The sequence below is a fragment of the Pseudanabaena sp. SR411 genome (assembly GCF_002251945.1).
Lineage (GTDB): Bacteria > Cyanobacteriota > Cyanobacteriia > Pseudanabaenales > Pseudanabaenaceae > Pseudanabaena.
The window spans coordinates 1-11791 of the sequence record NZ_NDHW01000259.1; the positions used below are offsets into that span (position 1 = coordinate 1).

The 11791-nt window shown below is 42.7% G+C and carries 16 protein-coding genes; 14 read left to right on the forward strand and 2 right to left on the reverse strand.

What is annotated here, in order from left to right:
* Window positions 1–141 precede the first annotated feature (141 nt).
* The 7 genes from B9G53_RS26345 to B9G53_RS26375 all read left to right on the forward strand — a co-directional run bounded on the left by B9G53_RS26345 (window position 142) and on the right by B9G53_RS26375 (window position 7687).
* The gene (locus tag B9G53_RS26345; protein WP_094536384.1) at window positions 142–681 is read left to right on the forward strand and encodes a hypothetical protein; all 540 of its coding nucleotides are present in this window, start codon (window positions 142–144) and stop codon (window positions 679–681) included.
* Between the two features lie 69 nt (window positions 682–750).
* Entirely contained in the window at window positions 751–2208 is a 1458-nt protein-coding gene (locus B9G53_RS26350; protein ID WP_094536385.1) for a VWA domain-containing protein, read from the forward strand.
* A gap of 97 nt (window positions 2209–2305) precedes the next feature.
* Window positions 2306–3535, forward strand: coding sequence for an ATP-binding protein (locus B9G53_RS26355; protein WP_094536386.1), 1230 nt, complete (start codon window positions 2306–2308; stop codon window positions 3533–3535).
* A 118-nt stretch (window positions 3536–3653) separates the two neighbouring features.
* Complete coding sequence (locus tag B9G53_RS26360; RefSeq protein WP_094536387.1) at window positions 3654–4067, forward strand: single-stranded DNA-binding protein; 414 nt, start codon at window positions 3654–3656, stop codon at window positions 4065–4067.
* 151 nt (window positions 4068–4218) lie between these two features.
* A complete protein-coding gene (locus B9G53_RS26365) occupies window positions 4219–4647 on the forward strand; it encodes a hypothetical protein (protein WP_141211911.1) in 429 nt (142 codons plus the stop codon).
* Window positions 4648–5184: 537 nt separating this feature from the next.
* The gene (locus B9G53_RS26370) at window positions 5185–6426 is read left to right on the forward strand and encodes a hypothetical protein (protein WP_094536389.1); all 1242 of its coding nucleotides are present in this window, start codon (window positions 5185–5187) and stop codon (window positions 6424–6426) included.
* Window positions 6427–6433: 7 nt separating this feature from the next.
* Window positions 6434–7687, forward strand: a complete 1254-nt coding sequence (locus B9G53_RS26375) for a Dyp-type peroxidase domain-containing protein (RefSeq protein WP_094536390.1) — start codon at window positions 6434–6436, stop codon at window positions 7685–7687.
* Between the two features lie 170 nt (window positions 7688–7857).
* Here the strand turns inward: B9G53_RS26375 and B9G53_RS26380 are convergent, their stop codons facing one another.
* Together B9G53_RS26380 and B9G53_RS26385 are read right to left on the reverse strand one after the other, a co-directional pair.
* Complete coding sequence (locus B9G53_RS26380) at window positions 7858–8160, reverse strand: HEPN domain-containing protein (RefSeq protein ID WP_094536391.1); 303 nt, start codon at window positions 8158–8160, stop codon at window positions 7858–7860.
* A complete protein-coding gene (locus tag B9G53_RS26385; protein WP_176453367.1) occupies window positions 8150–8479 on the reverse strand; it encodes a nucleotidyltransferase domain-containing protein in 330 nt (109 codons plus the stop codon). Before B9G53_RS26385 ends, B9G53_RS26380 begins: the two co-directional genes overlap by 11 nt.
* A gap of 126 nt (window positions 8480–8605) precedes the next feature.
* On the opposite strand from B9G53_RS26385, the gene B9G53_RS26390 reads away from it, so the two are divergent.
* Genes B9G53_RS26390 through B9G53_RS27790 form a run of 7 tightly spaced genes read left to right on the forward strand, consistent with a single transcriptional unit; the run spans window position 8606 to window position 11753 of the window.
* Entirely contained in the window at window positions 8606–8950 is a 345-nt protein-coding gene (locus B9G53_RS26390) for a hypothetical protein (protein ID WP_094536392.1), read from the forward strand.
* On the forward strand, window positions 8947–9156 hold the full coding sequence (locus tag B9G53_RS26395; RefSeq protein ID WP_094536393.1) for a hypothetical protein: 210 nt from the start codon (window positions 8947–8949) through the stop codon (window positions 9154–9156). The genes B9G53_RS26390 and B9G53_RS26395 overlap by 4 nt, the downstream gene beginning before the upstream one ends.
* Before the next feature lie 2 nt (window positions 9157–9158).
* The gene (locus B9G53_RS26400; protein WP_094536394.1) at window positions 9159–9410 is read left to right on the forward strand and encodes a hypothetical protein; all 252 of its coding nucleotides are present in this window, start codon (window positions 9159–9161) and stop codon (window positions 9408–9410) included.
* A gap of 1 nt (window position 9411) precedes the next feature.
* The gene (locus tag B9G53_RS26405; RefSeq protein WP_094536395.1) at window positions 9412–10176 is read left to right on the forward strand and encodes a hypothetical protein; all 765 of its coding nucleotides are present in this window, start codon (window positions 9412–9414) and stop codon (window positions 10174–10176) included.
* A 10-nt stretch (window positions 10177–10186) separates the two neighbouring features.
* Window positions 10187–10894: a hypothetical protein gene (locus B9G53_RS26410; RefSeq protein ID WP_094536396.1), complete on the forward strand. Its 708-nt coding sequence runs from the start codon at window positions 10187–10189 to the stop codon at window positions 10892–10894.
* The gene (locus B9G53_RS26415; protein WP_141211912.1) at window positions 10798–11577 is read left to right on the forward strand and encodes a hypothetical protein; all 780 of its coding nucleotides are present in this window, start codon (window positions 10798–10800) and stop codon (window positions 11575–11577) included. The genes B9G53_RS26410 and B9G53_RS26415 overlap by 97 nt, the downstream gene beginning before the upstream one ends.
* Window positions 11577–11753: a hypothetical protein gene (locus B9G53_RS27790; RefSeq protein WP_176453368.1), complete on the forward strand. Its 177-nt coding sequence runs from the start codon at window positions 11577–11579 to the stop codon at window positions 11751–11753. The genes B9G53_RS26415 and B9G53_RS27790 overlap by 1 nt, the downstream gene beginning before the upstream one ends.
* The last annotated feature ends 38 nt before the right edge of the window (window positions 11754–11791 follow it).

An 11791-nucleotide genomic window follows, 5' to 3' on the forward strand; every position in this document is an offset into this window, starting at 1 on the left:
GGAGATATCACTAATCAGCTAGAGCAGTTTTTTGAATCCAGTCAATTTCTCTCAAAAATACAATTACGAAAAACACTGGATTTTATCTTTTCATTAATTCACTGATCTTATAGCGGGAAGGGAGTAGGTGAACTGGAGCAGATGCAGACGCAAGTGCAGAAACTGCCATTCACCAGTCAAGTAGTCGATTCTCTAGTCGATCTGCAACGGGAATTCAAGAAAGAGAACTTTGTTGCTAGCACCAGAAAATATGTGCAGATGGTGATGATTTTGAGAGCTTACGCCTTCTTACAAGGAGAAACAGAAGTAAGCGAAGACTCATTTGAGATTCTCAACCACGTCATCTGGAATCACCCCAGAGAAAAGACTGCGATCGCCAAGATCGTCGCCAAGGTCGGAAATCCCCTAAACATTCAAGCACAGGAAACATTGATATCAATCACCGAATCCATCGCCCAACTAGGAACCTGTCCAACCTTCGGTACACAGGATGAGCAAAGTAGCTGGGCAACTCAAGGCACAAGTGTCTTGTCTGACCTGCGACATATGACAGATCGTTTGCAAGGCATGATTGCCCAGTATCCACACAAAGCCAAGAAAGCGCAGCAAATCGTGCTTGAAATCGAATCGAAGAAAAAGCCATTGCTAGCCAAAGTCAGCGAGATTTTGTACGGAGCATAGAGTTAATCCCTAAGGGAGCGTAATCCACGCTTCCTTATAACACCCAATTCAAATAATCAGAACTAAAATATGCCATCTCAATTAGTATATGCAGTCCCGAAATGGACAGAGATTTGTGCGCGAGATTTCAAAGAAGGCTCAGAGCGCCTATGTGAAGTAATCATTGAAGGCGAGACAAAAATCTATAACTTCGACGCATTCACCGATGAAACTTATCACCGCCTGTACGACCGCCAGCCTAATCGACTAGAAGACAGTGACATCAAGCCAGAAAACAAAATCTGGATTGCCATTCACCAACAAATGACCGAGCTAGAAGCTTTTCAGCAATTTAGCAACCGACTAAATGGCGATGAATTTCTTGCAGGAATCGGTACAACCGCAATCTGCAAAGCGATCGCCGAGATGTTACCAGAGCCAGATCGACGATTAGAAGACCCAGAGCTAATCAGAAAGCAAATTCGGGGCATCTTTGAAATGCTAGCAGGGCAACCGCCCACCTCTGAACTCATGCAAATGGTGCAAGGATTGAAGCAAAAAGGGATCGCCACCCGAAAAGCCTGTGAAGACTATGCTGACTCAATTACCGAGACAAAAATAGGGGCAGCCTTAATCATTGGCATAGCGAGAGCCGAAGCTGACCTAGAAATTATGGAAGAAAGCCTAGCTGCTTTGGGTGGTGGCGGAGATCGCACGACCGAGGAAAAACTAAAAGTTGCGGACAAACTGCAACTAGCGCAAAGACTACAAGCAGCACCCAAATTACAAGCGATCGCCCAACTTGCGGGCAAGAAAATTGCGATCGCCGCTAAGATGCAGCGCTCCAAAGTGATTGAAGGGCGAATAGAAATGATTGGTGTAACTACTGGAAATGACTTAACAAGGTTATTACCCTGTGAACTAGTCAAGCTCACAATTCCCGCCCTGTTTCCAGTATTTGCCCAAGGTTTCATCGAACGCTCACTACTGCAACGCAAACTAATTAGCCGCGAACCACTAGCCAAAGGACCGATTGTCATCTGTTTGGATTCTAGTGGCTCAATGGAAGGAAGCGCTGAGATTTGGAGTAAAGCCGTAGCCCTAGCATTACTGAGTATCGCCGTAATGCAAAAGCGTCATTGCCGTATTCTGCACTTCACGGGAAGAGTTGAGCGGATTGATGATTTTGCAGGAACCGCACCAGATCCCAACCGCGTACTTGACTGTATCGAAAAATTCTACAACGGTGATGATACGAGCTTTACCGCCGCCTTGACGGGAGCATTAGAGTCTATTAAACAGCATGAAAAATCTCGAAAAGCCGATGTTGTGCTAATTACCGATGGACTAGACATACCATCACAGGACTTTATAGAACAGTGGCAACAAGCCAAGAAAAAGTATGAATTTAGTTGCCTCGGCGGAATCCTGATTGCCGATGGTAATCAGGATTCCGCCGAGGCAACGATCGGCGACCTATGCGATCGCTACGCCATGATAGACAACCTAAACAACGACTCCGAAATAGACATCCTCTTCACGATCTAACTAATTCTAGAAAGTCACGCATAGAGGATTGCGTCAGTCCTCTAGCGAGGCTCTCTAGAAGAAATCCATTGATATTTACATATAAGGAAAATCACCTATGACTTACTCATTTCAGAAAGCGACCAAAGAAAACATCAAACTGAAGATGGTTCTATATGGTCCTCCAGGATGTGGCAAAACCTACACAGCCTTGCAACTAGCATCATGCTTGGGCAAAAGAATTGGATTGATTGACTCCGAACATGGTTCAAGCCGCAAGTATGCGAATCTGTTTAACTTCGATGTACTTGAACTAAGCAAATTCGGACCAAGCCAGTACTACAACGCGATTGAAAGTGCCGAAGAATCAGGATTTGATTACCTGATTATCGACTCACTATCCCATGCATGGTATGCGGAACTAGACGCAGTTGGTAGCGATGTCCGTAACTGGTCAAAAATTCGCCCCATAGAACGTCAACTATGGGACAAAATCATCAGCTCAAGCTGCCACATCATCGCCACAATGCGTTCAAAAATTGAATATGACTTCAATACAGTTGAAGTTGGAGGCAAACAGAAAATAACCAGTGTTCGCAAGATTGGCACAGCACCAATTCAAAAGGAAGGCAGTGAATACGAACTAGACATCTGTGGATTATTGGACGACCAGAATACCTTAATGATCTCCAAAAGTAGATGTCCTGAGATCAATAATGGTATTTATCCTAAGCCAGGCAAGAAATTCGCAGAGATTGTTCAGAATTGGTTGAATGACACATCATCACCTAGCCAAGCTGCGACGGTTGCACCAAGGGATATAGTCATACCCAATGTTGTACCAGCAATATATGCAGTACAGGAGCAACCTGCCTATGCGATCGCCGCAGTTGCCAGCAACGACAGTATTGCCCAAATCGCCAGTACCAACGGTCATGTCGCCGAGATCGCCAGTACTAATGGTCATGTCGCCACAGTCATTGAGAATCATATTCCTAGTCCTGATGTCCAACCATTTGCTCAACCAGCAACCAGCAGACAAGATAACCCAGCTAAAGCAGCATTTAAAGCTCTTTTAGCCGTAACCCAACAATCAACGAGCAAAGTGATTGAAGCAAGCATCGACTTGTATGGATCTGATGCCACTGGACAAAAGCCAAAATTCAGCAGTGAAAACATGACCGCATTGCAAATTAAAGAAGTGTGCGAAGCCTTAATGCGTGAATGGCTGAGCGTAAAAGGATATGCAGTTGAACTTGCTCAAAACCTGATCGAAATCTCATCTTCTAGACATCCAGGACAATATTCCTTGATTGCCAGTGATATTAACACTCAGCTTGAATTCTAGATTTAAAGCCAACCATAACTCTCTAGCAAATAATTTACTAGAGAGTTATGGCATTTATGGAAACGGAAACGCTATCGCGTAGAAGCTCATGAAGTGATTCCTAAACAGGTATAAATCGATGTGTAATTCAACAAATTCCGTAGTTCTCTCTGGTTATATTGGTAACGTCTCTCAAGTACGTCAAACTAGAACTAGTGGTAAGGATGTATTAGACTTTAGCCTTGCTATACAGCCAAAACCTCGCAGAGATAAAGATGGCAATTGGATCGACCAAGAGCCACTTTGGGTGAAAGTTGTATGCTGGAATGGTACGGCTCAGTATGCAGAAGAACGTGCTCAGTCAGGACGTTTTGTGGAAGTAGTGGGAGTACTATCCCAACCAGAAGAATATCAATCGAAGAAAGATAAGAAGCATCATGCACGTACAGTCATCAGCGCCCAATCTCTTAACTTTATTGATGTTGAGAGAAAGATTGCCGATGATGCTGATGAAGAATATGAGCACACTGCTGCATACGATGATGATTTTTAGCTAACTGTTTCAGAGAGAATTTGCCTTGCGAATCCTCTCTCTGAAACAACTTCCCTGAAAAAGAACAAACATTCGCTTGCGGCAAATATTTGTTCTTTTTTTATCGCTATCGCTTGAAGTTCATGCCCAACTAGATGCAAAGAAGGTTACGATGATTTACTCACATAAAGGCTATCAATGTTTACTATTGCCACGAGTATCGAAAAAAGGTGTTCAATGGAGTTGCAAACCCAAGAGCAGTTACAACATGGAGCAACAAGCATTTGTAACATGGTCTAGAGCAAAGCTGATTGTTGGTATCGACATTCTCCAAGCTAAGCAGAAGTTTACGAGTCTTGTGGAATTATTCTTACAGGAGCGCAGCGCTGAGTTCCCATTATATCCACGACCAGAATTACCCGATGCGACAATTGAAGCGATCGTTGACGCAAGAGTTTATCTGGTTGCGAATAATAGCGGCAAGAATCATACAGCGAAGTTTCGGGTGTTTACAGAAGATCGTCTGCGAGTTTTCCCTTCGCACAGTCCTATCCCCGTTGGCATCAAATTCCATCCAAAACGGATGAAAACCGCAGCCTAAGTAAAAAGTAAAATCCTCACAGTGAGGGTTTTACTTTTTTTTACAATCCTATTTTGACGACATGGAATTAATCTTAGGACTCCCCATTTTTTCTTAGGAAGTAGTTTTCCATTTGAGTAATTCAAACCAAATTACGCTGGCAATACCTGATAATAAAGCGATCGCCCAAATTGATCGGTTGTGGAGAGGATAGGCGGATTATTTTTTAGCACAGGTTTAGGAATGTTATGCTGCATTTTGCTAAATAAAACTCTGCTCTGGTACATTACCCTACAAAAATTTTGTTGTTACACTTATTTGGTTGTTTTATGTGACAAGTTATGTGATATTGAGCTTGTATAAGTGTTTATCCTGCAATCTGCAAGATAATACATAGTTAGACCCCTGATTTCTCGGTAGCGGCGCAGTTAGAAAGTTATCTACGGGATGTGAGTGCCCAGTAAGCACAGCTTTTTTATTGTAGTGACGTTGAAAGACTAGTTAGGTCAGGTGCAATCCTAATTGACTGATTTGTTGATAATACGTAAGGAGATTTTTATGTCATACGATAGTCCAGGCTATGTTGATCAACTCAATACCAATCTCATCGACAAGTGGAATGAAGTTATTCAAGTTTCTTACACCAGCCTAGAAGCAGACTTTGGAAGTCGTTTCTTTGCAATTGATCCACAAGCACTGACCAATCCATCTCCAGCAGCTATCCAGTGGTTCGCAGACCCAGCCGAACCAAATTTCTGCATCGGTGAGGATGTTGCAAAACAACTATCGGATTGGGGAATTCGAGGAAGGCAAGAGCTACACAACGAGTACTGCGAATATCGTGTTATTGAGCGGGTTGATTCCAGTGGTCGTATGAGACCGAAAAGAATTCAAGTAACTACAGAATTACGAGAGTATTGGGTTTGTATCGCTAAGTATGACCCAACTAAAGTCCGCGAAATGGTTCAAAGTACTCTTGGATTTCAGCCGTCTTGGGAAGATCTCTATGGAGTTAACGATCCATTTGGATTAACTGAGGACCAAAGGGAAATATCCTTCTCTACACTTGTTGCTGGACATGGAAATGATCGCAAGTTGTCAAGTATGGGAGTTCCTCGACAACCAACTGGACGATTAAACACTGAAAATGCTCTGTTCATGACGCATCCAATAAATGGGTTAGATGATTTGTTATACATAGTCATGTTTGGAGCAAGACCTTATGCAAGTTCAACCCCTGGTACTAAAGCAACGCGAGAGCAGATATTTCGAGAGTTTGATGTAGAACAGTTAGCGTGTCGTCATGCAGATCCTGCCGCTGCTATGGGTGCATATGAAGCTGTTTTTAACGGACAACCTGTAGCTTTTGCGAATCCCCTTGGAATGTACTTCCTTAGTTTCACAAAAAATGTATTTTCTTATCAAGGTAGTCCCATTCCAGATGAATGGATTCAATGGAGCCGTGGTAAGCAAGAAGGGGTATACCAGCGACTTGAATTTGGACCAAGTGATAGCGATGCAGCTTTTTTAGACGACATTACAGTAGACGTGGGTAGTAGTTCAACACCTTTAACTGGTGGATTTCAAGTACTACAGTTCATAGAGGTCGGACCTCTGGTTGTTGTTGGAGATGTCACTCCAGTAAGTACTGGTGAGTATATAATTTTGAACACTAGTAACAGTCCCATAAAATGTAGTGAAGCTGATGTTTGTAATGTGCTTATTAAGCCATTGAAAGAAGAGTACGACAGAAATCAGCAAGTGGGACGGGTTTCTCCCAGAGTCATGGGGAGGAGCTAACGCAGTCATGACTAGAAAACTGCAAGAAGGCATTTATCATGCTCCAAAAACCCGACCTGGAAAGTTTTTCGTCATCCTTTTTCTACGAGCGGGAGAAGGGTTTAATGCTTCCCAAATAGGAGAAGCTTTTCTGAAGTTGTGGGAGGTGTATCAAGGACTTAAGAATGGCAAGATACGAGACTTACCAGATCATCCTGTTCCGAGTGGTGATCTCACAGTTTTAGTAGGTTATGGTCCTAATGTTTTCAAACTTGCTAATGTTCAACATCCTTTGCCGAGGGATCTTGATAGCAAAAACCAATTTCGTTCACCTCGTCCGACAGGTGGCGGTTCTTTAATGATTGGCTCAGGTCTTCAATATACCGACGATATACGAAGCAACTTTGCTACAGAGGAGATAGTAGTTCAGTTTATAGCTGAGACACAGTTAGCAGTCAATCGTGCTGTTGTGGAGACTTGGAAAATACTTCGTGAAATGACGGATGTGGATACCAGTACTGCTCCGTTACTACAAACTAGCTTCTACAGCGGATTCCAACGGGAAGATCATCGTAGTTGGATTGATTTTCATGATGGTCTCTCTAACATGAAGAGTGAAGAGCGTGAAAAAGCAATTGTCGTAAAACCCAGACCCTCAACAGAACAAGATGATCAATGGACGGAGGGGGGAACCTATTTAGCTTTTCTAAGGTTAGGAGTAGATCTGGATATTTGGCAAACGCTTGATCGCCAGCAGCAAGAACTGCTAGTAGGCAGAGATAAGTTATCTGGATGTCCTTTAGAAAAGCTGACCAGCGAAGGAAAACCAGTTGGTTCAGTAGGCTGTCCTTTCATAGGAACCAAAGAAGTTTCAGATATTGAAGACGGCAACTTAAAGTTTCTTGAACCCAAGAAAGTTGCAGACACTGTTATTGACCAAAGCCATGTGCAACGAGCAAATAGGCACGTAGATCCTGTAGAAGATCGAAATTCACTGCGTATTTTTCGACAAGGTTATGAGTTTCTAGAGCCTATAGAAAGTTACCCAGGCTTTAGAGCAGGATTAAACTTCGTCAGCTATCAAGATACCCCTGAAAGGCTGCGCCGAATATTAACACAATCAAAATGGCTCGGTAGCACAAACTTTGGTGGAGATCCTGTTGCTCCTGTACCAGGAATGGATAGTTTCCTAACTGTCCGTGCTGCCGGAGTTTTTTTAGTGCCGCCAGTCATTGATGGAGAATTATTTCCAGGAGCTAATATTTTCTTTGAAGCTGATTAAGGCAAGTAGGCGGCTCCTCACTGCCGGGGTCTAACAACCCAGTTAGAGCGGACTAGCAAAGTTGGTCGGTGTTGTAGCAAAGGTTATCGGCAGCCGCTCAACCGAAACGTTATACCGAACCGACACGCCCGTTAAATTTATCTATTTCTCGCCGAAATTAAGCACCCAAATTACAAGTGATTGCCCAACATAGGATATTTTGAAGGTAAATATATGGCATTTAGTAAGTCACATTCGTCATCTGAAATATTCACTATAATGTCCTTTCTTTGCAATAAATATTTCAACTCAAGAATATCATGCGTCCGTTTAAGATTGATTCCATACTCTACAACAATAGCTTTGAGGGCTTTTTCAACTGATTGCTGTGTATTTTGGAGAGAAGGATTATAGAGTTTATTGTCAAGTAAGATTTTCGACGATTTTAGATTTTCTTCCGCATAATCCAACCATATTTTAGTTTCACTTTTCATAGATCACCTCACCAGCCTTAATTTCGTTTATAAAACTACCTTGAGCATCTAAGCGAAGTGGGATTACATCAATTGGGAAAAAAGAATATAAAGGTCTTAAGAGTTTCCGATATTTTAAGGCAAGGGCCAAGTAAGTTTGACAGCTATTTTGGAAGATAGCAATATCAATGTCATTAGGTGTATTTGATTTTAAAAAAGAACCAAAGATAATAACTTTCTCTACTTCTGGCTCCTGAGAGAGTTGTTCTACAATATATTCTTTTAGATTTGCTTTAGTCAGTTCTTTTGACAAAATGGAGTCAACTTGCTGTAGATTCATGAGATTGCTCCCAAAGCCCATAAGTCTTATTAACTTAGCATATTGTCCGACACTGTGAATTTTTAGAACAAATAGGCTAGCGCCAGTGCTTGTGTAAAAGCGTATAAGTTCAACAGCGTGAAAGCCATGACCAGCAAAGTAATAGACCTAGATCAGAGCCGACTGCGGCTATGCATTGAAATTTTACCTGAAACCGAACAATCACCAGAAAGGCTAGTGATTATTTCCATTTGTCGAGATTTGGGAAGACCGCTAATCCGCACGATCGCCTTATCAGCGCTTACGCCGATCCCAGCACCACTAGCAGAAATCATCCAAGCCTATGCTCAGAGTGACCTAGCCTCTCCAATTGAACCCGATGAATCAACTGAGGAAGAACAGAAAATACCAGTAAAACTTGAATTTGGAAATTTTCCAAAGAAAACCACACCAGCATCTTCTAAATCTCAACAACAAACATTAAAACTATGAATACAACCACTACACCTAACTACAGCATCAAAGTTGAAGGACAAACCATCCCAGTGCCACTCGAAATTGGTAGCAGTGATGAGCAAATCAAGGCTACGCTTAGTCAGTATTTTGAAGGAATCAAAAACTCACAAATTCGGCGAACAGTTCAAGCGAATGGAGATGTCCTCGTAGATATCTGTAAACAAGCAGGACCGAAAGGATAAGTATGTCCGAGCTAGTCCTGACCAGTTTGATTACAGCCAGTGAATTTATCAATCCCTTGCTAGAAATACTATGGGAGATCGAGCAGCATGAGCGGCAAGGACAGCAACTAATCGAAATCGGTGAAATTGAACTAGAAAACTTTACTGAAGCAACAATTGTATCCAAGCAAAATAGTTGTTTATTGCAGCGATCGCTAGACAACTTAAAAAAGGCGCACCCGATCAGCGCCCCTGCGGTAATCAGAGGATTCTAGGATGGACAAAGCTAAATTCCAATGGATGTGTTCCCACACATCGGAAAGAGCCGCCGATTACCTTGAATCCATGCAGCAACGTGCAAATATGTTGCGACTATATCAGCATTACTATCCAGAGAAATATCAGCAAACCACAGCCAGCCTAGCCTTTGCAAAACCCGAAGACTATAGCGAAAAAGAAATCGAATTTCTGACTTTAGTGGACGAGCAGTTCTTTCCTTTACCATTAGTAATGATAGATTTGGAACGTACAGCCTATATACCAATAGACCCGATAGGTACTTTATGGTACTACGACGAATTTGAAGAATTAGGTGCAACCGAGAAATTTCTGTTGTGCCTAATTCATGATGTCAGCAGTGAAGTATGGGATGACGTGGAAAGCGAACTTGGTAAAGAATTACCCCCAGTCGTAGATTACATATCTGATGCGCTTTTGCGTCAAGAGGCAAAAAAGGCAAGGGGAATGATCTCTCGATTGCCATTGGCGATGGAGATGCTAACCCAGTCAACGGATAATATCTGGCTGGATATGACCTACGAAAGCGAAATCACCGATGCTGATTGGACGGTAGAGGTGATTGACATACTGACAGAAGCATATACAGAAGCTCAGACAATCATGAAGGAATACAGAGAATTTATCGAATGGCTAGATAAGGACTCCCAAAACTGCGTCAAAGTAGTGCGGCTGTGGAATAGGTGTAAAGAACCTATTCCACAATTACATTTTCATCACCCCATCAATGCATTAGCGGGATAAGGAGGAACCAATGTTAACCATAAATCCGATGCAAGATGCCCTCAATCCTGATGGGTATCCACTCATAGAAGCAGATGCAAAACTGCTATTTCTGAAAGGCGGACATTACTGCTTTCAATATCGAGATGCAGGAAAAGAAACCTATAAATTTCTATCACCCGAAACTGTCAGAGCCGCATTTCAACATGAACAAATTGACTCAGGATGGATACCCAGTGGCGTACAGAGATTGGGTATCTGTAAGCAAGGACAATGGTTCGTGCAGTTTATACCACCTGCAAGACGGACATTTACGTTCACAAATTTGACTGAAGACGGAGAGCCGCTCACTTTGACCATCCCGATGATGGGTTTAGTGTTTATGCTCTGCGGTGATAGTTGTTATGTTTGGGCAACTAACTTCAAAATCTTCAATGCAGAGGCTCCTATTTACCATGTGCCATTACCGAATATCTACGGTGATGGCAGAATCTGTATGGGTAATGAAAACAGCTTTTCTAGCCAATTAGAAGGAATAGAGAAACTAGCTGAAGCATGGCAGATGTTTATGAATGCACCGTTCAGCAATCATCTTGTGAATGGTAAATCAACTTCCCATCCAGAAGACATTCGTTTGAAGCTATGGCAACTCCAGAAATCCAAACGCTATCCAATCGCCGATCTTGTCCAATGTGGCTCCTCGGTGAAGGTAGCGATCAATATGATTATAAACCGATGAAATTACTAGAACACGTTCAAAAAAACACAGTTACCGCAAATCCAGTATTGCCAACCTTTAGTGCGGGACTGATTCAGCACATCATCGCCACGAATCAGCATCTGCCTGAAATCACAGCGACCTCAATGTATGAGTACGTTTATGCAGGAAATGGCACATTTGTCAGAGCAAGACGGGAAGGATTAACAGCGATCGCCCCTGTCGTCTATTACAAAGCCAAAGGACTGAGAGCCATATCAGCATCAGTCCAGATAACCTACCCACCAGTACCTGTTGCATTAGTACAGCAAATGCTAGAAGCCTCTCGCCTACCGAGCAATGCTGAGGGTAAACCAGTGGAAATACTGTTTCATCTGCATTTTGAGAATGGTAATTGGCAACTGACGATACCAGAGCAAGAGCAAACCGCCAGATCCTGTAGACCATTAGACAATTCTCTGAATAGCTCCTATGCCAAAGCCCTGATTGAAGTACATTCACATCATGGGATGAAAGCATATTTCTCAGATACGGACAATCGTGATGAGACAGGCTTTCGCATCTATGGAGTATTGGGTGAAATATTCTCAAACCCACAAATCAAGATGCGCGTAGGAATTTACGGTCATTTCTATGAAACAGCCACAACTGGTATTTTCGAGCTTCCACCTCACCTAACAGATTGTCTATCGGAGGATTGGTAATGCCAACCTTATCATTACCATTTGCCGATGCCGTGCCAATTTTGCTCCCGTCCTACGATCAAATGGACTTAGTTTTAATTGGCTGTGGTGGTACAGGTGGATGGCTAGCCGTGAATTTGCCGCGTATTGCCTATCTGCAAAAACAAGCAGGGAAGAAGGTAGTGCGATTCGTTTGATGGTGAATCACGGTAATCAGTCCGTACATAACCATCAG

What these genes read in the sequence shown, in the direction of transcription:
- B9G53_RS26345 (WP_094536384.1), top strand. Translation starts at nt 142, where the DNA reads ATGCAGACGCAAGTGCAGAAACTGCCATTCACCAGTCAAGTAGTCGAT.
- B9G53_RS26350 (WP_094536385.1), top strand. Translation starts at nt 751, where the DNA reads ATGCCATCTCAATTAGTATATGCAGTCCCGAAATGGACAGAGATTTGT.
- B9G53_RS26355 (WP_094536386.1), top strand. Translation starts at nt 2,306, where the DNA reads ATGACTTACTCATTTCAGAAAGCGACCAAAGAAAACATCAAACTGAAG.
- B9G53_RS26360 (WP_094536387.1), top strand. Translation starts at nt 3,654, where the DNA reads ATGTGTAATTCAACAAATTCCGTAGTTCTCTCTGGTTATATTGGTAAC.
- B9G53_RS26365 (WP_141211911.1), top strand. Translation starts at nt 4,219, where the DNA reads ATGATTTACTCACATAAAGGCTATCAATGTTTACTATTGCCACGAGTA.
- B9G53_RS26370 (WP_094536389.1), top strand. Translation starts at nt 5,185, where the DNA reads ATGTCATACGATAGTCCAGGCTATGTTGATCAACTCAATACCAATCTC.
- B9G53_RS26375 (WP_094536390.1), top strand. Translation starts at nt 6,434, where the DNA reads ATGACTAGAAAACTGCAAGAAGGCATTTATCATGCTCCAAAAACCCGA.
- B9G53_RS26380 (WP_094536391.1), bottom strand. Translation starts at nt 8,160, where the DNA reads ATGAAAAGTGAAACTAAAATATGGTTGGATTATGCGGAAGAAAATCTA.
- B9G53_RS26385 (WP_176453367.1), bottom strand. Translation starts at nt 8,479, where the DNA reads ATGAATCTACAGCAAGTTGACTCCATTTTGTCAAAAGAACTGACTAAA.
- B9G53_RS26390 (WP_094536392.1), top strand. Translation starts at nt 8,606, where the DNA reads ATGACCAGCAAAGTAATAGACCTAGATCAGAGCCGACTGCGGCTATGC.
- B9G53_RS26395 (WP_094536393.1), top strand. Translation starts at nt 8,947, where the DNA reads ATGAATACAACCACTACACCTAACTACAGCATCAAAGTTGAAGGACAA.
- B9G53_RS26400 (WP_094536394.1), top strand. Translation starts at nt 9,159, where the DNA reads ATGTCCGAGCTAGTCCTGACCAGTTTGATTACAGCCAGTGAATTTATC.
- B9G53_RS26405 (WP_094536395.1), top strand. Translation starts at nt 9,412, where the DNA reads ATGGACAAAGCTAAATTCCAATGGATGTGTTCCCACACATCGGAAAGA.
- B9G53_RS26410 (WP_094536396.1), top strand. Translation starts at nt 10,187, where the DNA reads ATGTTAACCATAAATCCGATGCAAGATGCCCTCAATCCTGATGGGTAT.
- B9G53_RS26415 (WP_141211912.1), top strand. Translation starts at nt 10,798, where the DNA reads ATGGCAACTCCAGAAATCCAAACGCTATCCAATCGCCGATCTTGTCCA.
- B9G53_RS27790 (WP_176453368.1), top strand. Translation starts at nt 11,577, where the DNA reads ATGCCAACCTTATCATTACCATTTGCCGATGCCGTGCCAATTTTGCTC.